At 71.3% G+C, this 23812-nt stretch carries 20 protein-coding genes; 12 read left to right on the top strand and 8 right to left on the bottom strand.

The genetic code is table 11. From position 1 onward, the window contains the following. Positions 1-93: 93 nt before the first annotated feature. Together PQI07_RS10120 and PQI07_RS10115 are read left to right on the top strand one after the other, a co-directional pair. Positions 94-993 (top strand): outer membrane protein, encoded by a 900-nt coding sequence (locus PQI07_RS10120; protein ID WP_043384804.1) that lies wholly within the window; start codon positions 94-96, stop codon positions 991-993. Further along, positions 993-1229: a hypothetical protein gene (locus PQI07_RS10115; protein ID WP_274926553.1), complete on the top strand. Its 237-nt coding sequence runs from the start codon at positions 993-995 to the stop codon at positions 1227-1229. The genes PQI07_RS10120 and PQI07_RS10115 overlap by 1 nt, the downstream gene beginning before the upstream one ends. A gap of 16 nt (positions 1230-1245) precedes the next feature. Here PQI07_RS10115 and PQI07_RS10110 read toward each other — a convergent pair whose 3' ends face one another. Then, entirely contained in the window at positions 1246-1794 is a 549-nt protein-coding gene (locus tag PQI07_RS10110; RefSeq protein WP_043346385.1) for an HNH endonuclease, read from the bottom strand. A gap of 521 nt (positions 1795-2315) precedes the next feature. On the opposite strand from PQI07_RS10110, the gene PQI07_RS10105 reads away from it, so the two are divergent. Further along, entirely contained in the window at positions 2316-5030 is a 2715-nt protein-coding gene (locus PQI07_RS10105) for a DUF3772 domain-containing protein (RefSeq protein ID WP_274926552.1), read from the top strand. On the opposite strand, the gene PQI07_RS10100 is transcribed toward PQI07_RS10105, so the two are convergent. Continuing rightward, positions 5031-6053 (bottom strand): diguanylate cyclase domain-containing protein, encoded by a 1023-nt coding sequence (locus PQI07_RS10100; RefSeq protein ID WP_043759623.1) that lies wholly within the window; start codon positions 6051-6053, stop codon positions 5031-5033. It lies immediately after the preceding gene. Positions 6054-6257: 204 nt separating this feature from the next. On the opposite strand from PQI07_RS10100, the gene PQI07_RS10095 reads away from it, so the two are divergent. Next, complete coding sequence (locus tag PQI07_RS10095; RefSeq protein WP_043384797.1) at positions 6258-6752, top strand: CAP domain-containing protein; 495 nt, start codon at positions 6258-6260, stop codon at positions 6750-6752. A gap of 36 nt (positions 6753-6788) precedes the next feature. Here the strand turns inward: PQI07_RS10095 and PQI07_RS10090 are convergent, their stop codons facing one another. Together PQI07_RS10090 and PQI07_RS10085 are read right to left on the bottom strand one after the other, a co-directional pair. Beyond that, positions 6789-7622: an OmpA/MotB family protein gene (locus PQI07_RS10090; protein WP_182592647.1), complete on the bottom strand. Its 834-nt coding sequence runs from the start codon at positions 7620-7622 to the stop codon at positions 6789-6791. A 42-nt stretch (positions 7623-7664) separates the two neighbouring features. Beyond that, positions 7665-8438 carry a motility protein A gene (locus PQI07_RS10085; RefSeq protein WP_043384792.1) on the bottom strand — a complete coding sequence of 258 codons (774 nt, stop codon included), beginning with the start codon at positions 8436-8438 and terminating at the stop codon, positions 7665-7667. Positions 8439-8721: 283 nt separating this feature from the next. On the opposite strand from PQI07_RS10085, the gene PQI07_RS10080 reads away from it, so the two are divergent. Further along, entirely contained in the window at positions 8722-10497 is a 1776-nt protein-coding gene (locus PQI07_RS10080) for a glucan ABC transporter ATP-binding protein/ permease (protein ID WP_053611311.1), read from the top strand. A 60-nt stretch (positions 10498-10557) separates the two neighbouring features. Here PQI07_RS10080 and PQI07_RS10075 read toward each other — a convergent pair whose 3' ends face one another. Next, positions 10558-11430 carry an alpha/beta fold hydrolase gene (locus PQI07_RS10075; protein ID WP_075381036.1) on the bottom strand — a complete coding sequence of 291 codons (873 nt, stop codon included), beginning with the start codon at positions 11428-11430 and terminating at the stop codon, positions 10558-10560. Continuing rightward, positions 11409-12281 (bottom strand): YihY/virulence factor BrkB family protein, encoded by an 873-nt coding sequence (locus PQI07_RS10070; RefSeq protein WP_043384854.1) that lies wholly within the window; start codon positions 12279-12281, stop codon positions 11409-11411. Before PQI07_RS10070 ends, PQI07_RS10075 begins: the two co-directional genes overlap by 22 nt. A 230-nt stretch (positions 12282-12511) precedes the next feature. Here PQI07_RS10070 and PQI07_RS10065 point away from each other — a divergent pair, with 230 nt between their 5' ends. The 5 genes from PQI07_RS10065 to PQI07_RS10045 all read left to right on the top strand — a co-directional run bounded on the left by PQI07_RS10065 (position 12512) and on the right by PQI07_RS10045 (position 19912). Then, a complete protein-coding gene (locus PQI07_RS10065) occupies positions 12512-13420 on the top strand; it encodes a DMT family transporter (protein ID WP_043384785.1) in 909 nt (302 codons plus the stop codon). An 85-nt stretch (positions 13421-13505) separates the two neighbouring features. Next, positions 13506-15071 carry an FAD-dependent oxidoreductase gene (locus tag PQI07_RS10060; RefSeq protein ID WP_274926551.1) on the top strand — a complete coding sequence of 522 codons (1566 nt, stop codon included), beginning with the start codon at positions 13506-13508 and terminating at the stop codon, positions 15069-15071. Positions 15072-15199: 128 nt separating this feature from the next. Beyond that, positions 15200-15406: a hypothetical protein gene (locus tag PQI07_RS10055; protein ID WP_043357188.1), complete on the top strand. Its 207-nt coding sequence runs from the start codon at positions 15200-15202 to the stop codon at positions 15404-15406. 233 nt (positions 15407-15639) lie between these two features. Beyond that, positions 15640-17322 (top strand): acyl-CoA dehydrogenase family protein, encoded by a 1683-nt coding sequence (locus tag PQI07_RS10050; protein WP_274926550.1) that lies wholly within the window; start codon positions 15640-15642, stop codon positions 17320-17322. A 94-nt stretch (positions 17323-17416) separates the two neighbouring features. Next, complete coding sequence (locus tag PQI07_RS10045) at positions 17417-19912, top strand: putative bifunctional diguanylate cyclase/phosphodiesterase (protein WP_179697446.1); 2496 nt, start codon at positions 17417-17419, stop codon at positions 19910-19912. Positions 19913-19941: 29 nt separating this feature from the next. Here PQI07_RS10045 and PQI07_RS10040 read toward each other — a convergent pair whose 3' ends face one another. Then, positions 19942-20118: a hypothetical protein gene (locus PQI07_RS10040; RefSeq protein WP_274926549.1), complete on the bottom strand. Its 177-nt coding sequence runs from the start codon at positions 20116-20118 to the stop codon at positions 19942-19944. Between the two features lie 261 nt (positions 20119-20379). Next, the gene (locus PQI07_RS10035; RefSeq protein ID WP_274926548.1) at positions 20380-21645 is read right to left on the bottom strand and encodes a glycosyltransferase family 4 protein; all 1266 of its coding nucleotides are present in this window, start codon (positions 21643-21645) and stop codon (positions 20380-20382) included. A 124-nt stretch (positions 21646-21769) separates the two neighbouring features. Here PQI07_RS10035 and PQI07_RS10030 point away from each other — a divergent pair, with 124 nt between their 5' ends. Further along, positions 21770-23035 (top strand): glycosyltransferase, encoded by a 1266-nt coding sequence (locus PQI07_RS10030; RefSeq protein WP_274926547.1) that lies wholly within the window; start codon positions 21770-21772, stop codon positions 23033-23035. A 337-nt stretch (positions 23036-23372) separates the two neighbouring features. Continuing rightward, positions 23373-23729, top strand: coding sequence for a phasin (locus PQI07_RS10025; RefSeq protein WP_043357179.1), 357 nt, complete (start codon positions 23373-23375; stop codon positions 23727-23729). Positions 23730-23812 lie beyond the last annotated feature (83 nt).

Here is a 23812-nt window from a genome sequence, read left to right as displayed (position 1 = left end):
ATCGTGTTCAGCAACGGAGAATTAAGGTTACCGACGTATCACCGGGGTGAGGCTCGATCCGCTGCCGTCTCTTGCTGTCCCAGGACGATCCCGATGCGTACCGTCACCTTTCCGCTGCTGGCGGTTCTCGGTCTCTGCGGCGTGAACACCGCCCGCGCCGCCGATCTGGACTACGATTACCTGCGCGGCGCCGATTACGATCCGGTCCCGGCTCCGGTGGTCGACTGGAGCGGCGTGTATCTGGGCGTCCATGGCGGATACACGTCGGCGGGCCTCGGCAGTCGGGGCGCGTTGCAGCCGCTGATCTACCGCGACTCGCACGACACGACCGGCGAATCCGATTTTCGCGCTTCGACGCTGCTCAATCCGCTGTCGACGCGGGTGGGCTCCGGGAGCTTCGGTGCCTTCACCGGCTACAATGCTCAGTTCGACCAGTTCGTTTTCGGCGTCGAGGCCGATTACACCTATTTCGACCGGATGGGCGTGTCGAGCGATGGGCTTGCGCGCAGCCAGACCACCGCAGCAGGCTTCTATCAAGCGGTGAATCTCTCCGGATCGACGGCAACCCGAGTCGAAGATTACGGCACGCTCCGCGCGCGAGTCGGATACGCGCTGGGCAACTTCCTCCCCTATGTGACCGGCGGCGTGGCCATCGGACGGGCGCGGATTGCCGATACGACGACCTATCAGAACTATGGGTTCAACCTGAACGCCTACAATGCGAATCTGGCCGGAACACCGACCTATGTGAACAGCTTCGGCTACACGAGTTTCAGTTCCACGGCGCCCTACAACGGCACGCCCTACACGTCGATCCAGTCTCAGTCGAAAACCAAGGTGGTCGGCGGTGTCGCGGCAGGGGCTGGCATCGAGTATGCGATTACACCGAACATACTCCTGCGTGCTGAATATCAATATGTGCTGTTCAGTGATTTCGATGGCCACAAGGTCAACTTGAATACCGTTCGCGCCGGCGCGGCCCTGAAATTCTGATGCGCGCCTTGTTCCGCTTGCGGGCCGGGCGCCTGCTCCTCACCGGCGTCGCTCTCGCTCTCGCATCCTCGCCGGCATGGTCGGGAGAACGGGCCGAACCGCGCGTGGTCCGCCGCGTCGTGCGGGTCCGGCCGGTGCCCGCCGTCCCGCCGCCGGTGCTGATACGGGACTACCTGCCGCGCAACCCCAACGTCCCGATGTACAACGAGCCGCCCCGCCGCGAGCTCGTCTGGTAAGGGCCGCGGGCCGCGCTCAGTTCTCCAGCTCGCTGTCCCAGTACAGGTAATCGAGCCAGGTGTGATGGTACTGGCGGTGGTCGAACTCGGGCTGCCGGTGGTGCAGCTCGTAGCGCGTCGGCCGCCGGGGTTCGGTCATCAGCGGCATGTCCGCCTCGGCCGGCGTGCGGTTGGCCTTCCGCAGGTTGCAGGGCGAGCAGGCCGCCACGACGTTCTCCCAGCTCGACAGCCCGCCCCGGGAGCGCGGCACCACGTGGTCGAAGGTCAGGCCCCCCGAGGGCAGCCGCAGGCCGCAATACTGGCAGCTGAACCCGTCGCGCAGGTAGATGTTGTAGCGGGTGAAGGCCGGGCTGCGGGCCAGCGCCACGTAGTTCTTCAGCGCCACCACGCTCGGGACCCGCAGGGAGCGCGAGGGCGACCGTGCCTCGACGTCGTAGCTCGCCACCAGGGTGACGCGGTCGAGGAACAGGGCCGTGAAGGCGTCCTTCCACGACCAGAGGGAGAGCGGATTGTACGAGAGCGGCCGATAATCCGCGTTGAGGACGAGGGTTTGGAGATCCATCATCGGCGCGACTCTTCGGACTAGCTCTGGCGCGGAGAACGCGCGGGACCAGGCCGCCGCCCCGCCGGCCCGTCCGAACCGGCCCGCGGCCGATGCAGGACGAGCCGGCGCGCGGAGCGACGGCTTGACGGGAGAGGCGGAGGGAACAACAGGGCGGCGGGCCGGCGCGTGGGGGCGCCGGTCGATGCGGTAGCATCCGGAACGCGGCCGGGCCGGGCCGGCATCGCCACCGGCCGCGCCCTTTCGCGTAGCGACGAAAAGGCCCTGTCCATCAGGTGTTCATCTAATCCCAGCGTGACACCCTTGTGAAGCTTTTCCGGATGGGCCGCGGGGACGCACCCACAGCGGCCGGCTGGCGCCGGATCCGGCCCCGGATCCGGCGCCGGGGTGGGCAGGGGCACGCTTTCGCCCTATTGCTCGCCCAGAGCGCCCGGCCGCCAGGAGGCCCGCCCGGTCCCCGATCGCCGCCGATTCGCCGATGCCGGACCCCGGCCGGCCGCCGTGCGCCCGACGAGAGGTTGCTCATGCATCATATCCCAGCGCGGATCCTGAAGCCGGAGGGCGCGTCGCGCCTGTCCCGCCTGCTCGTTCTGTTCGCCGCGCTGGTGTTCGCAACCCCGGCGGCCCTGACCCTGCCGGCCTTCGCCCAGGATCCGGCGCCCGCCGCCAAGCCCGCGGATCACAAGCCCGCGGACGGCAAGGCGCCGGACACGAAGGGGCCGGACACGAAGGCGCCCGACGCGCAGGCGACCGGCGCGAAGCCGTCCGAGGCGAAGCCGTCCGACGCGAAGCCCGCGGCCCCGCCGGCCGCCAAGGCCGAGGTCCCCGAGCAGTTCAAGAAGGTCCGGGCCAAGCTCGACGCCGCCAAGGCCGAGCTCGACGCCCGCGAGAAGCAGCTCGGGCATACGGACCTGACGGTGGCCGACCTCACGGCCATCCGCGACAGCGCCGTCACGGTCACCGATGAGATCCGCACCCTGGTCACCCGGCTCGACGCGCCGCTGGAGGCCGCGCGCGAGCGCCTCGCCCAGCTCGGTCCGAAGCCGAAGGACACCCAGGAGAGCGCCGATGTCGCCGCCGAGCGCGGCGAGCGCGAGGCCGCCGTCACCCGCATCGACGAGACCCAGCGCCTCGCCCGCGCCCTGGTGGTGCAGGGCGATCAGATCGTCGACCGGGTCTCGAACCGCCGCCGCGAATCCTTCACCCGCGACCTGCTCCAGCGCTCCCAGCCCCTGGTCGGCCCCGGCCTCTGGACCAAGGTGATGGGCGACGTGCCCCGGGACACGCGCGCCCTGCAGAGCGCCGTGTCGGATATCGGGCTGCTGTTCTCGCGCAACGGCAGCCTCACCAACCTGCTGTTCCTGGGGCTCGCCTTCGGGATCTCGGTGGCGCTGTATTTCGGCCGGCGCAACATCGCCCCCAAGGGCGCCCGCCGGGACGCCGCCCGGACCGATCCGTCGCGGCGCGCCGTGATGCTCGCCGCCTGGCGGGTGATCCTGCTCGGCACGGTGCCGGCGGTGGCCGGGTCCTACGCGGTCTACTACGCGCTGGACGCCACCAACCTGCTGCCGTCCCGGCTCCTGCCGGTGGCCGCCGCGATCCTCGGGGGGCTCGCCTTCATCGCCTTCGTGGAGGCCCTCTGCGACGGGCTGCTCAGCCCCGAGAAGCCGGCGTGGCGGCCGGCCCCGGTGAGCGATGCGGCGGCCACGCGCCTGACCCGGCTCGCGGTCGGCATCGCCACGGTGATCACCGTGGTGAAGTCCGTGGAGGCCCTGAATTCCGGGATCTCGGCGGCCCTGCCGATCTCCATCGCCACGCGGGGCATTGGGGCGGTCGCCACGGCCCTGATCCTGGCCGTCGGCCTCCACCGCTTCGCCGATACCGAGCAGGAGGAGGAAGCCTGCTTCGGCCCCTACGTGCCGACCAAGACCACCACGGGCATCGGCGGGCCGGCGCGGCTGCTCGGCTGGGCCGCGGTGGCGCTGATCGGGCTCGGCGCGCTGGTCGGCTACGTCGCCTTCGCGGCGTTCCTGATCGACCAGCTGATCTGGGACGCCAGCGTCCTGGTCCTGCTTTACCTGCTGGTCCAGAGCGTCGACATCTTCGTCGGCCGCGCGCTCAGCGACGAGACCCGGCTCGCCACCACGCTCCAGGCCAATACGGGCCTGCGCAAGCGCTCGCTGAACCAGATCTCTGTCCTGGCGACCGGCGCCGCCCGGCTCGTCCTGTTCCTCGCGGCCGCGATCCTCGTGCTGGCGCCCTGGGGCCTGGATTCCACCGACATCGTCTCCTCGGTCCGGCAGGCCTTCTTCGGCTTCAAGGTCGGCGACGTCACGATCTCGCTCTCCAGCATCGCCTTCGGGATCGGCATCCTGGTGGTCGGCGTGTTCATCACCCGCGGCGTGCAGCGCTGGCTGGAGAACACCTACCTGCCGGCCACGGACCTCGATGCGGGCCTGCGCAACTCGATCACCACGGTGGCGGGCTATTGCGGCTTCCTGATCGCGCTGGCGCTCGCCTTCTCGTATCTGGGTCTGAGCCTGGAGAAGCTCACCATCGTGGCCGGCGCCCTGTCGGTGGGTATCGGTTTCGGCCTGCAGTCGATCGTCAACAACTTCGTCTCCGGGCTGCTGCTCCTGTGGGAGCGCCCGATCCGGGTCGGCGACCAGGTGGTGATCGGCGATCAGGAGGGCATCGTGAAGCGGATCTCGGTCCGCTCCACCGAGATCCAGACCTTCGACCGCTCGGCCGTGATCGTGCCGAACTCGAACCTGATCTCCGGGGTGGTGAAGAACCGGGTGCGGGGCGACCGGACGGGTCGCGTCAGCATCACGGTCAGCGTCCTGCGCAACCAGGACCCGGTCCGTGCGGCCGAGATGATCGCGGCCTGCGCGCAGGGCCATTCCGACGTCCTGAAGGAGCCCGCGCCCCGGGTGGTGTTCAAGAAGATCGGCGATCCCTTCCTGGAATTCGAGCTGCTCGTCTGGATCGTGGACGTGAGCCTCGGCCAGAAGGTGGTGACCGACCTGAACTTCTCCGTGTTCTCGACCCTCTCGGAGGCGGGCTTCATCCCGCCGCTCGGGCCCGGCTCCAGCATCGTCACCGTGCAGGGCCTCGACACGATGCAGAGCGCCATGGGCGAGATCGCCAGCCGCTTCATCCAGCCGACGGATGTCCCGGAGGGGGGCGACTCGGCCCGGGTTCCGCGCGACCGCAGCCTGCGGAGCGCAGGCGGCTGACTAGCCGCTCCCGACGGCGATGCGGACGGCGTTCCCGCCCGCATCCTTGGCGGCGTAGAGCGCCGCATCCGCCCGCTCGAACAGCCGGGTCCGGCTGCCGCCCGTCGCGATGCCGGTCTTGACCTCCAGGGCGATGCCCACGGAGGCGCCGATCCGCACCATCTGTCCGCGATACGGAATCGGCCGGCTCAGGGCGGCGACGATGCGCCGGCCGCACTCCGCCAGCGCGCGGAGATCCACGGGCGCCCGCAGGAGCACGGCGAATTCGTCGCCGCCGATGCGCGCCACGAGGGCCGCGTCCCGGCAGATGGCGGCGAGCCGCGCGGCGGAGCGCCGGATGCACTGGTCACCGGCGATATGGCCATGGAGGTCGTTGACCGGCTTGAACCCGTCGAGGTCGATGAGGATCAGGGCACCGAGGGGATCCGGTCCGGCGCCGGACGATCCGGCGTCGAACTGCGCCTCGAAGGCGTGGCGGTTCGCCAGTCCGGTGAGAGGGTCGCGGTCGGCGCGCCGGCTCAGCTCGGCCAGCCGGGCGATCTCCTCGGTGACGTCCTGCTTGGTTCCGAAGAGCCGGGCTGGCCGTCCGCCCTCGGTCTCGACCGCCGCGCGGATCCGGATCCAACGCGGCCGGCCGCAGGCGGTGCGGATCTCGGCATCGAGCCGGAAGCTCGCGTGCCCGGCGATGGCCCGGCGGCGGATCGACTCCAGCAGCCGCCGCGAGGCCGGCTCGTAGAATTCCAGGATCCGCGGGCGGTGCAGCGCCGCGCCCCGGGGGATGCCGAACAGATCGTGGACTCCCCCGGACCAATCGAGGGCGCCGTCATCCAGGCGGCACGACCACAGCCAAGTCCCGGCGGCGGCCAGGGAACGCTCCTGACGCGCCAGCAGGCCGGCCTGCGCACGGATGATCGCCTGCTGCAACGCGAGCGTCGCCGCGGCGTCGGGATCGGTGGCCGATTCGGCCTGGGCCGACGGGCCGGCAGGCCCATCGACGGCGCGATCGCGGGGCGTCTCCAGCATGGTCAGGGAACGCTCGGTCGTGAGGTCGGTGCACGTTTAGACGACAGGTCTTTGAGGAAGCCCTAATCGTCCGATGCGCGACGGCCCGGCAGCGCCTATATGCCGCCGGGGCGGCTCGACCGTCGCAGGGATGGGTAAGTCGTGACGAGACGCGATCGGGACGGTCGGCATGCGGGGCGCGGGCTCGGCCGGATCACGGGCAGGATGCTGGGGCGCGCGACGGGCTCGGCGGCGCTGACCGCGGCAGCCCTGCTCGGCGGCTGCGCCACCCAGGCGCCGAGCACCGCGGCGTTGCCCAGCATCTACCTGCCCCTCGCCAGCAACAGCGCGCAGATCGACGTCGCGGCGGCCCGCGACATGATCTCGTCCTACCGCCGCAACCGCGGCGCGCCGCCCCTGACGGTCGATCCCGAATTGCAGCGCCTGGCCGAGGCCGAGGCGGCCGCGATGGCCCTGGCCGACCGGCCGAGCCGGGCGCAGACCGTCAAGGCCGCCGTGGAACGGCTCGGCTACGCCAACGTGAACGCCAACCTCTCGGCCGGCTACCACACCCTGGCCGAAGCCTTCTCCGGCTGGCGCGAGAGTCCGCCCCACGACGCCACCATGCTGGCGCCCGAAGCGACCCGGATGGGAATCGCCACCGCCTACGCCCCGGGCTCGAAGTACAAGGTCTACTGGGCGCTGCTCACCGCCCGATAGAAGCGGTTGACCGGCGGGCCCGGCGCCGCGGCGTCCTCACGGCAATCCCTTCACGTTCGGGACCGGCGGGGCCTCCTTGAGCAGCGTCACCGTCACGCGCCGGTTGGCGGGCATGTAGGGGTTGTCGGGGAACATCGGCTCGGTGTCGGCCTTGCCGGCGACCATGGCGAACCGGTCGTCCGGAACGCCGGCGCCGGCCAGGATCTCCCGGACGCTGACCGCGCGGCCCGCCGACAAGTCCCACGGGGGCGCGGCGGGACGCCGGCCGGGGCGGTCCGTGGCGGTGTGGCCCGTGACGGCGATCCGGTTCGGCATCTGGCGCAGGGCCGGGCCGAGCTTCTCCAGCAGGCGCCGGGTGCGGTCGTTGGGCCGGGTCGAGCCTTCCGGGAACATCGAGCGCCCGTCCTGGTCGACGATCGACACGTCGAGCCCCTGCTCGGTCCGGGCGATCACGACGTTCTTCGACACTTCGGCGAAGTCCGGCAGGCTCTGCAGGGCCTGCCGCAGGGAGGCGGCCGCGAGGCCGAAATTCTCCGGCTCGCCGGTGTCGGTCAGGCCGAATTCGCTGCTCTTGTCGAGCCGCGGCGGCGTGGTCCGGTCGGTGGCCTGCTCGGGAGGGATATCGCGCAGGTGCTTCACGTGGTCGGCGGCCGGCAGGCCGTCGGTCTCGATGATGCCGGCGAACTTGGACTCCGTGTTCACGCCGAAGGCGTCGCGCATGGAGCCCGCCACCATCTGCATCTTCTTCTGGTCCTGCGTCGAATACGCGGCGATCATCACGAAGAAGCTCATCAGCAGCGCCATCAGGTCGGCGAAGGTGACGAACCAGCCGTGGCCGCCATGCGCGCCGCCGCGCTTCTTCCTGGCCATGTCATGCCATCCGCGGGCGCTCCGCCGGGGCGGTCCGGGCGGTCACGCGGCCGCCTCCTCGAACGACCCGCGGTGGTGGTGCGGCAGGTAGGCGACGAGCATCTCGCGGACGAGGGTCGGGCTCCTCTGGTCGCGGATCATCAGGATGCCGTCGATGATGAGCGAGCGGGAGACGTCCTCCTCTTCCAGCTTCACGTGCAGCTTGTCGGCGATCGGCAGGGCCACGAGGTTGGCGATGAGCGCGCCGTAGAGCGTGGCCAGAAGCGCGGTCGCCATGGCGGGGCCGAGCTTCGAGGGATCGGACATGTTGGCGAACATCGTCACCATGCCGAGGATCGTGCCGATCATGCCCCAGGCCGGGGCGCAGTCGCCGAAGGCGCGGTAGATCTTCGAGCCTTCGTCGAGGTGCATGAGGAAGTTGTCGCGGTCGCGCTCCATCGTGTCGCGGATGAACTCGCGGTCGTAGCCGTCGGCGACGTAGCGGGCCCCCTGCGCCAGGAAGGGGTCGGAGATCTCTACGTTCTCCAGGGCCATGGGCCCGCTCTTGCGGACCACCTCGGCGATCGTGGTGATCTCCTCGATGAGGTCGTGCGGCCTCACCGCGCGCATGGTGAAGGCGTAGCGCAGGCCCATCGGCAGGCCGTGGGCGATGGTGGCGAAGGGGAAGCGGATGATCGTCGCCATGACCGATCCGCCGAAGATGACGATGACCGCATGCTTGTCGAAATAGGCGGCGAAGTTGCCGCCATCGATCATGATCAGCGTGAACACCACGCCGACGCCGCCCAGCAGTCCGACACCGGTTGCGAGATCCATGGGACGATGACCCGACGGGCTTTCCGGACAGAGCTGCACCGCGCTCGCATCCGCGACGCAGGCGGCCCGCGCCGAGCCTAGGGCATCGGGCTGAACGGACCGTAAAGGCGACTGTTTCGAACCTGTATCAGTCCGTCATCGCCCGTTCAGGCGGGCGCTGGCATACCCGTTTCCCAAGAGGGGTTTGACCCGGATTCGGCGCTGAAGCCGGCCGTGCGAACCCGTCAGAGACGGCGTGAGACCCGGGTCACACGGGCCGCGCCAGGGGTGGCGGAGCGGTACGATGGTTCGTCTGTACGGGCGGGTCCTGGGTTTCCTGAAGGCGGAGCGTCGGCTGGCCATAGGCTTGGCCGCAACCAACGTCGTCCTGGCGATCGCGGCCTTCGCCGAGCCCCTGCTGATGGGCCGGATCATCGACCAGCTGACCCATCTCAAGCGCGGCGGCGACGCCATGGGCACCATGCTGCCGCTGCTGGCCGCCTGGGTGGCGTTCGGCTTCTTCACCATCGCGGCGGGCGTGTTCATCGCGCTCCACGCCGACCGGCTCGCCCACCGCAACCGGCTGTCGTCGATGGCGAGCTACTTCGAGCACGTCCTCGACCTGCCGCTCGCCTTCCACTCGGCCAACCATTCCGGCCGGGTGCTCAAGGCGATGCTGGAGGGCACCAACGGCATGGCGTGGCTGTGGCTCGGCTTCTTCCGCGACCACCTCGTCGCCCTGGTCTCGCTCGGCGTGCTCCTGCCGATGACCCTCCTGATCAACTGGCAGCTCGGCTCGATCCTGGTGGTGCTGGTGCTGGCCTTCACGGCGCTCACCACTTTCGTGATGCGCCGGACCGAGGCGCTCCAGGGGCAGGTCGAGGAATTCAATTCGGGTCTGGCCGCCCACGCCTCGGACGCGCTCGGCAACGTCGCGGTGATCCAGTCCTTCACCCGCGCCAAGGCCGAGAAGGACGCGATGCGCGGCATCATCACCAACCTGCTCGCCGCGCAGATCCCGGTGCTGTCCTGGTGGGCGCTCGCCAACGTGGCGACCCGCGCCTCGGCGACCATCACCATGACGGCGATCTTCGTCACCGGCATCTGGCTCTATCAGGCCGGCACCACCACGGTGGGCGAGGTCGTGGCCTTCATGAGCCTCGCCACCGCCTTCGTGGCGCGCCTCGACCACGTGGTGGGCTTCGTCAACGGCCTGTTCCAGCAGGCGCCCAAGATCGCCGAGTTCTTCGAGATCTACGACACCGTCCCGGCGGTGGCCGACCGGCCGCAGGCCCGGCAGGTGGCGCGCTTTGCCGGCGAGGTCACCTTCGAGGACGTCGCCTTCTCGTACGATGGCCGGCGTCAGGCGCTCGACGGCGTCTCGTTCTCGGCGAAGCCCGGCGAGACGATCGCGCTGGTGGGCACCACCGGATCGGGCAAGTCGACGACGCTCGGCCTCCTGCACCGCAGCTTCGACCCGGCCGCCGGCGCGATCCGCATCGACGGGATGGACATCCGCGACGTCGGCCTGTCGTCCCTCCGCCACAACATCGGCGTGGTGTTCCAAGAGCCGATGCTGTTCGCCCGCTCGATCCGCGAGAACCTGCAGGTCGGCTGCCCCGACGCCACGGATGACGAGATGCTCGATGCCCTGGAGCGCGCCCAGGCCAGCGCCTTCATGGCGCGCCAGCCCGCCGGGCTCGACACGGTGATCGGCGAGCGCGGCCGGTCGCTCTCGGGGGGCGAGCGCCAGCGGCTCTCGATCGCCCGGGCGCTCCTGAAGAACCCGCCGATCCTGATCCTCGACGAGGCGACCTCGGCGCTGGACGCGGCCACCGAGCGCAAGCTCCAGGGCGCGCTGGAGACCGTGATGGAGGGCCGCACCACCTTCGTGATCGCCCACCGCCTCGCGACAATCCGCGACGCCGACCGCATCCTGGTGTTCCACGAGGGCCGGATCGTCGAGGCCGGCACCTTCGACCAGCTGGTGGGGCAGAATGGGCGCTTCGCCGAGCTCGCCCGGGCCCAGTTCATGGCGGCGGAGGCGGAGGACGACGAGGGGCTGGCGCTGGCCGCGTGAGGCTGCCCGGGCGCCGCTGCGCGCACGCCGTCCGCCTCCCCTCGCGGGGAGGGGACGCCCTCACGCCCACCCGATCCGCGCGAAGAACCCCGCGATCTCCGCGGCGGCCCGGTCGGGATCCTCCCGGTGGGGGAAGTGCCCCACCCCCGGGAACAGCGCGAGATCGAGATCCGAGAAGGTCTCGCCCAGGCGGTCGGTCCAGGCGAAGGGAAAGATCGGGTCGTGCTCGGCCCAGCGCACGCAGGTCGGCACGCCGATCGGCGGCAGGGCCGGGGCCTCGCCCTTGAGCATCGCGATCCGCCCGGCATGGGCGGCCCGGTAATGCGCGAAGCCGCCCGCGAGGTTTCCGGGCTTCAGGAAATTGTCCACGAAGGCGTCCAGCACCGGGTCGAACGCGTCCGTCCGATGCGACCAATGGCGCAGGAAGTGGCCGATATAGGCGGCGCAGCTCTCCCGGCTGGCGCCCACCAGCGTCACCGCCAGGTCCATCTGGTTGAAGGACTGGTACCAGATCTCGGTGAGGCGGTCCGGCGCCCCGAGCCGGGGGCCGATCCCCGGATAGACGAAGTCGAACAGGAACAGGCCGGCGCACCGCTCCGGGTGAGACCGGGCGAGGGTCTGGATCACCGCTCCGCCGACATCGTGGCCGACGATGCCGGCGCGGTCGATCCCGAGGGCGTCGAGGAGCGCCACCATGTCGGCGGCCTGCTCCGGCGGGCCGAAGGCGCCCGCGGGCTTGTCGCTGTCGCCGAAGCCGCGCAGATCCGGGGCGATCAGGGTGTGGCGGGCGGCCAGGCGCGCCATCACGGGCTCCCAGGTCAGCCAGAATTCCGGCCAGCCGTGGAGCAGCAGCAGCGGCGTGCCCGTGCCGCAGCGCGCCACATGCAGATCGGCGCCGTTCGCGCGGATCGTCAGGTGCTCGATCCGGTCCATCGTCCCTCCCTCTCGGCCCGGCGGGCCAGCATCTTCGCCTGCAGGCGGCTGCGGCGGGCGGCGATCACCGTGCCGTTGATCTCGCCGCCGAACAGGAACATGGCGGCGAGCCAGTAGAGGAACACCAGGAACACCATCGCGGTGGCCAGACCCCCATAGGTCGACGCGTAGGCGTTGGAGAACCGGTCGAGGTAGTAGCCGAAGCCGAGGCCGGCGAAGAACCACAGGACCAGCGTCACCCCGATCCCCGGCAGCACCGACAGGATCGAGCGCCGTCCGGCCGCCACGAACTTGTGGGCGATGACCAGGACGACGGTCAGCAGCAGGGCCGTCACGGCGATCCGCCCGATCGCCACGGTGAGGCTCAGGGGCTCCAGCCCCGGCGCCACCAGGACGACGTTGCGCCAGATCAGCGGCCCCAGCACCACGAGCAGCGCGAAGGCCAGCATCGCGAACGCCCCGCAGATCACATAGCCGATCGATTCGAGGCGGGTCAGCCACCAGGGCCGACTCTCGCGCAGCCCGTAGGCCCGGTTCAGCCCGACCCGCAGGCTCTCGACCCCCGAGGAGGAGAAGTACAGGGCGAACAGCGCGCCGAGCGTGAGCACGCCGCTGCGCTGCTCGGTGAGCACCCGGTGGACCTCGCCGACGATCGGCTTGGCGATCTCCCGGGGCCAGGCGTCGAAGATCAGCACCCCGGCCTCGTCGGCAAGCGACTGCGTGCCGAACAGGCCGGCCAGCGCCGCCAGCAGGATCAGGAACGGGAACAGCGAGGTCAGGCTCGAGAGCGCGATGTGGCTCGCGATCGCCCAGCCGTCATGGGAGACGAAGCGCTGCGCGGCGACGCCCATGATCTGCAATCCGCTGCGGAGAGGTTTCACGGGTGTCCAACGATCCTCGATCTCGTGATCCTCCCCGGGGAGAGGCCCGCCGATGAACGGTGCCGGCACCCGCGCGTCAACGCCGCCGGCCGGATCCGGTCCCGATCGCCGCCCGGTGACGCGTCCGCGCCACGCCGGCCCCCGGTGGCCGCCGCGCTCCGGCGGGCGGGCGCGATCACCGTTGCGCCCGGCGCGCCGGCATGCTCCGTCCGGCGGACATGCCTACGCTCTCACGCCCGTCGCCGCTCGCGGCCGGCGCCCTTCCGGCGCTGTTCATCCCGATCTGGGCCACGGGTTTCATCTCCGCCCGGGCGGTGGTGCCGCACGTGGATCCGCTGGCCTTCACGGCAATCCGCTTCACGGCCGTCGCCCTGGTGCTGGCGCTGATCGCCACGGCCTCCCGGGTGCGCTGGCCCGGGGACCGGGCGGGCTGGCGCGACCCCGTCATCGCGGGCTTCCTGATGCAGGGGGTCTACCTGTCGGGAGTCTTCTGGGCGGTGAGCCACGGGCTGCCGGCCGGCATCGCCGCCCTCGTCGGCAGCCTCCAGCCGCTGCTCACCGCACTCCTGGCGCAGCCGCTGCTGGGCGAGCGCGTCAGCGGGCGGCGGGCCCTGGGCATAATGATGGGCTTCGTCGGCACGGGCCTCGTGCTCGCCCCGAAGCTCGGGGCCACGGACCCGTCCGGGATCCCGCCGCTGGCGCTCGCCGTCAGCCTCCTGGCGGTGCTGGCGCTGACCCTCGGCACGCTCTGGCAGAAGCGCACCGGCGGCCGGGTCGATCTGCTGGCCGGCGCGACCCTCCAGTTCGTCGGCGGCATGGCCTGCGCCATCCCGCTGGCGCTGGCCTTCGGCAGCACCGCGTTCGACCCCGCCCCCGCCCTGTGGCTCGGCCTGGGCTGGGCGGTCCTGGTCAACTCGGTCGCGGGGATCCTGCTGCTGCTGGTGCTGATCCGGCGGGGGGCGGTGGCGGGCGTCGCCGCCCTGTTCTTCCTGGTGCCCCCGGTCGCGGCCGTGCTCGGCTACCTGCTGTTCGGCGAGGTGCTGACCCCGCTGCAGGGCGCCGGCATGGCGCTCGCCGCCCTCGGCGTGGCGGTGGCGAGCCGGGGCTGAGGCGCCCGGCCTGCGACGGAAGGCGCGGAAACCCTTCGGGGCTTCGCGGTTTGGTGCGCACGGGCCGGCACCGGGCGAGGCGAGGATGGACCAAGAACACCTGGATTCGGGCAAGCCCCGCGAGATCCGCCTCGCCCTCGACGCGATCCCGCTCGGCGGCAAGGCCGAGGGCAAGGCGGGCGACGACGCGGTGCTGTTCGTGCGCGACGCCGACGGCGTGCGCGCCTTCCAGGCCAAGTGCCCGCATCTCGGGGCGCCGCTCGCCAAGGGCGAGATCTGCGGCGGCCGGCTCTACTGCCCCTGGCACAAGGCGGCCTTCGCCCTCGCCGACGGCAGCCTGGAGGAGCCGCCGGCGCTGGACGCGCTGACCCGCTATCCCGTCCGGATCGAGGGCGGCGAGGCGGTGGCGACGCTGACCCCCGAGCCCGCTCCGGCCCGGCACGCCCGGACGCCCCTCGGACAGGTCCTGATCGTCGGCACCGGGGCGGCGGCGGCCGCCTGCATCACCACGCTCCGGCGCGAGGGTTTCGCGGGCGCGATCACGATGGTCGGCCGCGAGGGGCACCCGCCCTACGACCGGACCAAGCTGTCCAAGCAGTTCCTGGCCAAGCCCACCCCGGCGGAGAAGACCCTGCTGGAGCCGGATTTCTCCGCCGCCCACCAAGTCGAGCGGATCGAGGCCGAGGCGGTCCGGATCGATCCGGCGTGCCTCAGCGTCACCCTGGCGGACGGCCGGGTGCTCACCGGCGAGGCGCTGCTGATCGCCACCGGCAGCCGTGCGGTGGTGCCGGACTTCGACGGCCGCGATCTCGACGGCGTGATGACGCTCCGCAGCCTCGACGATGCGGTGCGGCTCAGCGCCGCGGCGGAGCAGGCCAAGCGCGTGGTGGTGATCGGCGCGGGTTTCATCGGCCTGGAGGCCGCGGCCTTCCTGACCAAGCGCGGCCTGTCGGTGACGGTGCTGGCGCGGGAGGAGATCCCCTTCGCCAAGCGCTTCGGCGAGGCCGTGGGCGCGGCGCTGAAGCGCTACCACGCCGGCAACGGCGTGACCTTCGTGACCGGCAAGGTCGCGCGGATCGCCGGCACCGGCTCCGTCGAGGCCGTCGAGACCGCGGACGGCACGCGGCTGCCGGCCGATCTCGTGCTGATCGGCGCCGGCGCCGCGCCGGAGACCGGGATCGTCGCCGGGGTGGAGCCGGACGAGACCGGCGGCCTCCCGGTCGGCGCCGATCTGAAGCTCGCCGACAACGTCTGGATCGCCGGCGACATCGCGGCCTTCCCGGAGCGCGGCAGCGGCGTCACCGCCCGGATCGAGCACTGGCGTCTGGCGCAGCAGCACGGCACCCACGTCGCCCGGGCGATGCTGGGCGCCAGCGGCGCCTTCGCGGGCGCGCCGTTCTTCTGGAGCAACCAGGGCGACAAGCGCCTGGATTACGGCGGCTACGCGCCGGATTTCGATCGGATCATCCTGCAGGGCGATCCGGCGGCGCTGGACTTCATCGCCTATTATGTTCACCACGACCGGGCCGTGGCCGCCTGCAGCATCGGCCGCAACCCGGCCTTCACGGCGTTCCTGCACCTGCTGGGCGAGGGACGCGTGCCCAGCCCGGAGGCAATCGAGTCGGGTGCGGATCTCACCGCGCTGGTGTGACCCGCTCCGTCATCGCTATGCTCCGCTCGCGAGGACGGGCGTCCGGGCCGATGGAACCAGTTCCGGCGGCCCATCTTTCGGTAGACGCCGCCCGCCGTCTCGAGAGTCGGGCCCATACGGGAGGCCCCATGAACCAGATCATCGTCGTCGCGCTCATCTGCGCCGCCTCCGTCCAGGCCCCGGACTGCTCCCGCGAGACCGCCCTCGACGTGGTCACCGGGCCGGCCCACACGCTCCAGGAATGCCTCGTTCAGGGCCCGGTGCTGGCAGCCAGTACAGGCTTCAAGGGCGAGGACGGGGCCTACGTGAAGACGCGCTGCGAGCAGAGGCGCTGAGCCGGGCACGGTCTGGCGAACAGCTTTCGGCAGGGCGGCGGACGGTTCATCAGTGTCGGGACCGACGCGTATCGCCGCACCGGCCCGGCCTTGACTTTCATGGGCTGCGCATCGGCCCGTGAGCTCCGGCATTCAACTTGAGTTCAAGGCGAGCCAAACGAAATCTGCTTCGGCTCCGGCCCGCGACAGGTTAAAAGACCCGATCCAAGAAGACGCCACGCGAGCAGGAAACCATGTCCGCATCCCCCGCCATCCAGACCGAGCCGCAGGATATCGCCACCCTCGCCAGGGCCGCCGGCGAGAGCGTCAAGGCCCTCGTCGCGGAGGCGACCCGCCGGGTCCGCACGCGGATCCTCGGAACGGACGGGCGGATCGACGCGGCCAAGCTCGAGGGCGAGCAGCACGCCGCCCACGGGCTCGCATGGCTCGCGACCTACGCGGAGGCGGTCGCCGAGCTCGGCGGCTACGCCGAGCGCCTCCAGGCCGAGGGCCGGTTCGGCGAGACCGAGTCGCTCCTCGTCCGGATCGGCGCCGGCGAGTATCTCGACCAGCTGTTCTCCGGCATCCCGATGAGCCAGGGCGAGATGGTCCGCCTCACCGGCTCGCTCGGCCTCTCCGCCAAGGAGGTGGCGCAGTACCGCACCGACGCCGTCGAGACCCTGATCGCCGAGGGGAACACCCCCGAGAACCGCGCCGCCCTGGTGGCGCGGATGCGCGACGGCAGCGGCTCGGCCACGGTCGGCGCCTCGGGCCTCGACGAGGACATGGAGGCGATCCGCTCCGAGATGCGCCGCTTCGGCAAGGCCGAAGTGGTCGATCAGGCGCACGAGTGGCACCTGAAGAACGCCTACATCCCGATGGAGATCGTCACCAAGATGGCCGAGCTCGGCGTCTTCGGCCTGACGATCCCGGAGGAATACGGCGGCATGGGCCTGCCGAAGACCGCCATGTGCGTGGTCTCGGAGGAGCTGTCGCGCGCCTATATCGGCGTCGGCTCGCTCGGCACCCGCTCGGAGATCGCCGCTGAGCTGATCCTGTGCGGCGGCACCGAGGAGCAGAAGCAGCGCTTCCTGCCCAAGATCGCCAGCGGCGACATCCTGCCCACGGCCGTCTTCACCGAGCCGAATACCGGCTCCGACCTCGCCTCGCTCCGCACGCGGGCGGTGAAGGACGGCGACAGCTGGAAGATCACCGGCAACAAGACCTGGATCACCCACCCGGTCCGCGCCGACATCATGACGGTGCTCGTCCGCACCAAGCCCGAGGAGAAGGGCCACAAGGGCCTCTCCATGCTGATCGCCGAGAAGCCCCGGGGCACCGACGCGGAGCCGTTCCCGGTCCAGGGCCTGTCGGGCGGCGAGATCGAGGTGCTCGGCTACCGGGGCATGAAGGAGTACGAGCTCGCCTTCGAGGGATTCGAGGTGCCCGCCGGCAACCTGCTGGGCGAGGTCGAGGGCAAGGGCTTCGCCCAGCTGATGCAGACCTTCGAATCGGCCCGCATCCAGACCGCGGCCCGGGCCATCGGCGTCGCCCAGTCGGCCCTCGACGTCGGCCTGCGCTACGCCGAGGAGCGGGTCCAGTTCGGCAAGGCGCTGGTCAACTTCCCGCGGGTCGCCGACAAGCTCGCCATGATGGCGGTGGAGATCAACATCGCCCGCCAACTCACCTATTTCTCGGCCCGCGAGAAGGATGCCGGCAAGCGCTGCGACCTGGAAGCCGGCATGGCGAAGCTGCTGGGCGCCCGCGTCGCCTGGGCGGCGGCCGACAACGCCCTGCAGATCCACGGCGGCAACGGCTTCGCGCTGGAATACCCGGTGAGCCGGATCCTGTGCGACGCCCGCATCCTCTCGATCTTCGAGGGCGCCGCGGAGATCCAGGCCCAGGTGATCGCCCGCCGGTTGCTCGAGGCGGCCTGAAAATCGAGCTCAAACTGGGGAATAGTACGTATCATGGGATTATAAGTCGGCTCATGAACCCGGCTTAAACGAAGTCCCAGCTTCCTGGCCCCCGGTGAACAACTGGGGCGGCTCGGTGACCGCGCACGACGACGACGGACAGACGGGCCGCAACATCCTTCGGCGCTGGCAGGATTGCCGGACGCCGGGGGCACCGATCCCGTCCTACGAGGCCGTCGTGCTCGGGAGCCTCGGCCGCCTCGCCGACCGGGCCGCCCTGGTGACCACCCGGAACGGCCAGGCCGCCCGGATCCTCTGGGCGGGCCAGGAGTTCGGCGCCTGGCTCGCGCAAGGGTCGGAAGGCCCGTCGGCGGAACCCTGTCCCAGCGAGACCGTCCCGGTCGACGCGCTCCCGATCGAGCTGCGCGAGCCCGTCGGCGAGATGGTCGCGGCCGCCCTCGGATCCGGCCAGCCCGCCTACAGCCGGTGCGATCGCCTGGATGCCGGCGTCGTGACCTCGACCCGCCTCGTCGGTGTGCCCCTCGACAACCGCTGGGGCGAGCCGTTCGTGCTGATCGGGTTCGACGGGGCGAGCGTCCGGACCGAACTCGTCCAGGCGATGTTCACCGCCACCGACCAGGGGATCCTGGCCCTCAGCACGATCCGTGACGCGGCGGGCCACCCGGTCGATTTCAAGATCGTCGCCCTCAACCGCGGCGCAGAGCGCCTCCTGGAGCGGCCCGCCGCGGTCCTGCAATGGCAGCGCATCGGCCAGCTCTTCCCGGGGGCGATCACCGCGCGGACGATCGCGACCCTCGCCGCCATGGTCGAGCGGGGCGGGCGCTCCGCCTTCGAGCTGAGCCGCCCCCGGTCCGACGGCGGCACGCTCTACCTCAAGGTCGAGGCGGGCTGCGTCGGCGATCTCCTCTCGGTCACCATGACGGATGTCGGCGACATCAAGGCCCGGGAGGCCTCGTTCCGGCTCCTGTTCGAGAACAACCCGGTCCCGATGTGGGTCGTGGCCGACGCGCGCGACCGCTTCCTGGCGGTCAACGACGCGGCCGTCGCCCATTACGGCTACAGCCGCGAGCAGTTCCTGAGCCGGGCGCCGGCCGATCTCGCCATGCCCCCCGACGCGGCGCCGGGGCTCGGCCTGCCGCCCACCGGCGCCCTCCACCGGCGCGCCGACGGCTCGGCGATCGAGGTCTCCCTGTTCCAGCGGGCGATGCCGTTCGAGGGGCGGCAGGCCGTGCTCGAAGCCGCCATCGACATGACGGAACGCCGGAGGGCCGAGGCCCGCATCGCCCACATGGCGCACCACGACGCGCTCACCGGGCTGCCGAACCGCGTGCTGTTCCGGGACCGCCTCGCCGAGGCGATCTCCCGCCACGCCCGGGACGGGGAGGCGGCGGTGCTGCTCTGCCTCGACCTCGACAAGTTCAAGATCGTCAACGACACGCTGGGCCATCCGGTCGGCGACGCGCTCCTGCGCGAGGCGGCCGAGCGGATCGCCGGCTGCCTGCGCAAGGACGACCTCGTGGCCCGGCTCGGCGGCGACGAGTTCGCCATCCTGGTAGGGGGGATGGATCTCCCGGCCCTGGCCGACGGGCTGATCGCCCGGGTGATCGCCGAACTCGGCCGGCCCTTCCGCCTGGACGGCCAGGATTGCCATATCGGCACCAGCATCGGGGTCGCCTGCCTGCCGCGGGACGGCACCGATCCCGAAACCCTGATGAAGAACGCCGACCTCGCCCTGTACCGGGCGAAGGCCGAGGGCGGCGGCACCTTCCGGTGCTTCGAGCCGGAGATGGATGCCTGGGTGCAGGCACGGCGGCGTCGTGAGAACGAGCTGCGCGAGGCCTTCGCCCGCGGCCAGTTCTCGCTGGTCTACCAGCCGCTGATGGATGCCCGTTCCGACCGGATCCTGGCCTTCGAGGCGCTGCTGCGCTGGTCCCATCCGGACCACGGCCCGGTTTCGCCGGCCGAGTTCGTGCCGCTGGCCGAGGAGACCGGCCTGATCGTCCCGATCGGCGCCTGGGTGATGCAGACCGCCTTCGCGGAGGCGGCGACCTGGCCGGAGGCGATCCGCCTCGCCGTGAACCTCTCCCCGATCCAGTTCCGCAACCGCAGCCTGGTCGAGACCGTGCGTGGCGCCCTCGCGACCTCGGGCCTCGACCCGCGGCGCCTCGAGCTGGAGATCACCGAATCGGTCCTGCTCGCCGACAGCGCCGCCAACCTCGCGACCCTGCATGAGCTGCGGGCCCTGGGCATCCGGATCGCGATGGACGATTTCGGCACCGGCTATTCGAGCCTCGGCTACCTGCGCAGCTTCCCCTTCGACAAGATCAAGCTCGACCGCTCCTTCGTGAGCCAGGTCGGCGAGAACACCCATTGCACGGCGATCGTGCGGGCGGTGGCGAGCCTGGGCGCCAGCCTCGGCATCGCCACCACCGCCGAAGGGGTGGAGACCGTCGAGCAGCTCGCGATGCTCCGTGCGGAGGGCTACGACGAGGTCCAGGGCTTCCTGTTCAGCCGTGCGGTCCCGGGGCCCGAGGCCCGCCGCCTGATCGACCGGGGGCGGGAGCCGGTCCCGGACGACCGGGCGGCCTGACGGCCGCCCGGCCGGTGCAGGCCCGGGGCCTACTTGGTGATCTTCACCGACACCGGATCGCTCGACGGGAAAGTCTCCTCCAGGGCCTCGTCCAGGCGCTCGTTCAGCTTCTCCTGCTTGTTGTCGGGGTTCTTGGCGTCGCCCGGCTTGGCGCTGCCCTGCTGGAAGCCCGGCTTGGCTTCGTTCGGCTTGTGGGTCTCGGCCATGTCGCTCGCTCGTCCGTGACGGAGGCACGCAAGGGTGCTGGTGGGCATCAACGCGAGGGACGGCGGGTGTTTCCGATCTTTCCGGCGGCCGCATGGGCTTTCCGGTCGAAGCGTCCGGCCCATGGCCTCGCCGACGTCACCCGCGCGGCGTCGGGATCCGCGGCAGCGCGACGGGCAGCGCGACGGGCAGCGCGACGGGCAGCGCGACGCCGACGGGCTGGCTCCGCGTCCCGCGCACGGACGGCCGAACCGGCGGCAGGGTCAGGCGGTCGCGAGCGGCCGATCGAGCGGGCTCAGGCCCCTCCTGCGGGCGGTGGCCCCGCGCATCACCGTCTCGTAGACGCCCTCGAGGCGGTCGAGATGGGCGTCGAGGCTCAGGGGCGCCGTCCAGTAGCGGTCGTGGGCGGCCCGGCCCATCCGGGCGGCGAGGCCGTCGTCGGTCAGGCGGCGCAGATGGGCGGCGAGCGCCTCCGGATCGCCGGAGCGGAACCAGAACCCGGTCTCGCCATCGATCACCGCCTCCCGCCCCGCGCAGGCATCGCTGACGATCACCGGCGCCCCGCAGGCCAGGGCCTCGTAGACGGTGAGCGGCTGGCCCTCGTACCAGACGCTCGGGAAAACCAGCGCCCGGGCTTGGCGCATCAGCGCCTGTACGCCGGCGGCGTCGCGCCAGCCGAGCATGACGGCCTCGGGATGGCGCGCCGCGAGATCGGCCCGCTGGGGGCCGTCGCCGACGAAGACCGCCCGCACCCCCGCGCGCTTGGCCGCGTCCGCGAAGATCGGCGCGCCCTTCTCGGTGGAGATCCGCCCGACGAACAGGAAGTCGCCCGGCGCGCCCTCCCGCAGGGGCGCCTGCACCACCGCGATCGGGTTGTCGACCCGGTGGAACACGGTGCCGGGGGGCATCAGCGGCCGGACGACGCTTTCCTGCAGATCGCTGATCGTGACGACATGGGCGAACAGATCCGGCAGCCGGGCCACGTGGGCGAGGCCGGCATGGCGGACCATCCGGGCCACCTTGCGCGGGTAGCTACGTGCGTCGCAATGCGCCGCGATGCAGGCGGCCGACATCGGGGTCCGATGGCAGATCCGCTGCTCCGGATAGGCGTAGAAGCCGCCGGTGGGGCAGACGAGGAAGAACTCGTGCATCGTGTAGAGGCACGGCAGCCCGGAGGCCCGGATCGCCGGGCCGATCGACGGCGACAGCGCCTTGGCGAAGGCGTGGACGTGGACGAGGGTGTCCCGGGGGTCGCAGGCGGCGAGTTCCCGCGCGAGGGCGCGGCGCGCCGCGCCGTTCCAGATCGCCTGGGCGGCGAAGGCCAGTTTGCTGCGCGCCGTGGTGACGTCGTCCTGCTCCAGGCAGACCACCCGGATGCCGGCGGGCTCCAGCCGGGGGTCCACCGGGCCGACCGCGGCGAACAGGCTGACGCGGATCCCCCGGGCGGCGAGCCCCAGGGCGGATTCGATCGCGACCTTGGCCTGGCCGCCGTTGATCGCGGCGTGGTCTGCGACGAGGACGACGTGCACGTCAGGAATTCCGCCGCTCTGATCCGGGGCAGAGATCTGTATCCGGCCGCGGTTGATCCCCCGTAAACCGCTCTCCTTCATCCTCCCGGCTCCCGAGACCGACGCGATCCCCGGGAGGGACACCGTGCATGTCGTGATCCTGGCCGAGTTCGCGGCCGCCAGCGGCGGGGCCGAGAAGGTGGCGCTGGAATCGGCCCGCGGGCTCGCCGAGGCCGGTCTCGCCGTCACCTACATCCAGGCGATCTCGGGGGCCGTCGATCCGCTCCTCGACCATGCCGGGATCCAGCGGATCGATCTCGGCCTGCCCGACATCTGGTCGCTCGGTGCCGCGCGGGCGGCCGCCGCCGGGATCTGGCACGCCGCCGCCGCCCGCCGCCTCGCCGCGGCTCTCGCGGGCCTCGCCGCGCCGCCGGACTGTATCCACCTGCACCAATGGACCCGGACCCTGTCGCCGGCGATCGTTCCGGTCCTGTCGAAGGCCGGGGTGCCGCTGGTCGTCACGCTGCACGATTACGCCCTGGCCTGCCCGAACGGCGTCTATTACCGCTTCGACCGGGCCGAGCCCTGCAGGCTCGCCCCCCTGTCGGCCGCCTGCCTCGCGGCGCCCTGCGATCCCCGCAGCCGGGGGCACAAGCTCGTGCGGGTCGCCCGTGCCGCGGCGCTGCGGCAGGTCGTCGGTCGGGCCAGCCGTCGCCATCCGCTGCACGTCGTCCATGTCTGCGACGCCAGCCGGCAGCGGCTGGTCGCTCTGCTCGGCGGCTACGCCCTCACGCATCATCGGATCGACAACCCCGTCCGGCTTCCGGAGGGGCCCGCGGCCGCGCCCGCCCGCGGCGACGCGATCGCCTATGTGGGGCGCCTGACCCGCGAGAAGGGCGCCGACCTCGTGGCCGACGCCGCGCGGAGGGCCGGACTTCCGGCCCTGTTCATCGGCGCCGGCCCCCTGGAGGCGGAGCTGCGTGCCCGGGACGGCGTGGAGGTGATCGGATGGCAGAGGCCCGAGGCGGTCTGGGCTACGCTCCGGACCCGCGCCCGGGCGCTGGCGGCGCCGTCGCGCTGGTACGAGACCGGCCCGCTCACCGTCTACGAGGCGCTGGCGGCCGGCATCCCGGTCGTGGCCTCCGACCGCTCCGGCGCCGCCGAGAAGGTCCGGCACGGCCGGACCGGATTCGTGCTCGCACCGGAGGTCGGGCCCCTCGCCGAGGCCTTCACGGCGCTGCGGGACGACGCCCTGGCGGCGTCGCTCGGAGCGGAGGCCCGCAGGCTCTTCCGCACCGCGCCGATGGGCCTGGACGCCCATGCGGCGGCGCTCCGGGGGCTCTACGCCCGTCTGTCCGGAGCCGCGGCTGGTGCGATGCAGCATCCGGATTCGCTGGCCCAGCCGCGATGATCCGAGGCGGCCTGGCCCGTCTGGTATACCACAAGCATTCACGATCCGTTCGTGCCCCTCTGGACAGGCAGATCGTTTTTTGCGAAGCGGCCTCTTGCCGGGATCGGCAATCTTGGCCGATCGGATAAATGGCGCAGCTTGCACGCAATCTGCTATCGGGGCTGCAGCCGCGATGCGATGACTGTGCGAGATCATCAGATCTGCATTTTATCGGGCTTACGGGTCCTGCATGGCCCCCGAAGCATGCACTTGACTTCTTGTTGCGGTGCAACATATAGAAGCGCGTCAACGCGGACGCATCCGGCGTCCTGCTCCATGAATGTTGCTGGAGACATCGATGCAGACCCCGAACTTCGAGATCCCGACCGAGATGCGCGACTTCGCCGAGAAGAGCGTCGATCAGGCTCGGACCGCTGTCGGCACCATGATGACGAACGCCGTGAAGGTCGCCGAGCAGGTCCAGACCTCGGGTCAGACCTTCCAGTCGACCCTGACCGCCGCGGTCGCGAAGGGGTTTGATCACGCGCAGGCCAACGCCAACGCGACCTTCGACTTCGCCCAGAAGCTGGTGCGCACGAAGGATCTCCGCGAGGCGTTCGAGCTCCAGTCCGAGTTCGTCCGCAGCCAGTTCGCCGCGCTCCAGGCCCAGGCCAAGGATTACGGCGCCCTCGCCCAGAACGCCGCCGCCCGCTGAGGCCGGCGCGCCGTCCCCGATCCTCGATCGGGGACGCGATACGGGATCCGGAGGGCGCGCGGCGCCGACCGGATCCGAGGCTC

Source organism: Methylobacterium sp. 092160098-2, assembly GCF_028920805.1.
GTDB lineage: Bacteria > Pseudomonadota > Alphaproteobacteria > Rhizobiales > Beijerinckiaceae > Methylobacterium > Methylobacterium fujisawaense.
This window is presented reverse-complemented; position numbering and strand designations above follow the sequence as displayed.

What these genes read in the sequence shown, in the direction of transcription:
- PQI07_RS10120 (WP_043384804.1), top strand. Translation starts at nt 94, where the DNA reads ATGCGTACCGTCACCTTTCCGCTGCTGGCGGTTCTCGGTCTCTGCGGC.
- PQI07_RS10115 (WP_274926553.1), top strand. Translation starts at nt 993, where the DNA reads ATGCGCGCCTTGTTCCGCTTGCGGGCCGGGCGCCTGCTCCTCACCGGC.
- PQI07_RS10110 (WP_043346385.1), bottom strand. Translation starts at nt 1,794, where the DNA reads ATGATGGATCTCCAAACCCTCGTCCTCAACGCGGATTATCGGCCGCTC.
- PQI07_RS10105 (WP_274926552.1), top strand. Translation starts at nt 2,316, where the DNA reads ATGCATCATATCCCAGCGCGGATCCTGAAGCCGGAGGGCGCGTCGCGC.
- PQI07_RS10100 (WP_043759623.1), bottom strand. Translation starts at nt 6,053, where the DNA reads ATGCTGGAGACGCCCCGCGATCGCGCCGTCGATGGGCCTGCCGGCCCG.
- PQI07_RS10095 (WP_043384797.1), top strand. Translation starts at nt 6,258, where the DNA reads ATGCTGGGGCGCGCGACGGGCTCGGCGGCGCTGACCGCGGCAGCCCTG.
- PQI07_RS10090 (WP_182592647.1), bottom strand. Translation starts at nt 7,622, where the DNA reads ATGGCCAGGAAGAAGCGCGGCGGCGCGCATGGCGGCCACGGCTGGTTC.
- PQI07_RS10085 (WP_043384792.1), bottom strand. Translation starts at nt 8,438, where the DNA reads ATGGATCTCGCAACCGGTGTCGGACTGCTGGGCGGCGTCGGCGTGGTG.
- PQI07_RS10080 (WP_053611311.1), top strand. Translation starts at nt 8,722, where the DNA reads ATGGTTCGTCTGTACGGGCGGGTCCTGGGTTTCCTGAAGGCGGAGCGT.
- PQI07_RS10075 (WP_075381036.1), bottom strand. Translation starts at nt 11,430, where the DNA reads ATGGACCGGATCGAGCACCTGACGATCCGCGCGAACGGCGCCGATCTG.
- PQI07_RS10070 (WP_043384854.1), bottom strand. Translation starts at nt 12,281, where the DNA reads ATGGGCGTCGCCGCGCAGCGCTTCGTCTCCCATGACGGCTGGGCGATC.
- PQI07_RS10065 (WP_043384785.1), top strand. Translation starts at nt 12,512, where the DNA reads ATGCTCCGTCCGGCGGACATGCCTACGCTCTCACGCCCGTCGCCGCTC.
- PQI07_RS10060 (WP_274926551.1), top strand. Translation starts at nt 13,506, where the DNA reads ATGGACCAAGAACACCTGGATTCGGGCAAGCCCCGCGAGATCCGCCTC.
- PQI07_RS10055 (WP_043357188.1), top strand. Translation starts at nt 15,200, where the DNA reads ATGAACCAGATCATCGTCGTCGCGCTCATCTGCGCCGCCTCCGTCCAG.
- PQI07_RS10050 (WP_274926550.1), top strand. Translation starts at nt 15,640, where the DNA reads ATGTCCGCATCCCCCGCCATCCAGACCGAGCCGCAGGATATCGCCACC.
- PQI07_RS10040 (WP_274926549.1), bottom strand. Translation starts at nt 20,118, where the DNA reads ATGGCCGAGACCCACAAGCCGAACGAAGCCAAGCCGGGCTTCCAGCAG.
- PQI07_RS10025 (WP_043357179.1), top strand. Translation starts at nt 23,373, where the DNA reads ATGCAGACCCCGAACTTCGAGATCCCGACCGAGATGCGCGACTTCGCC.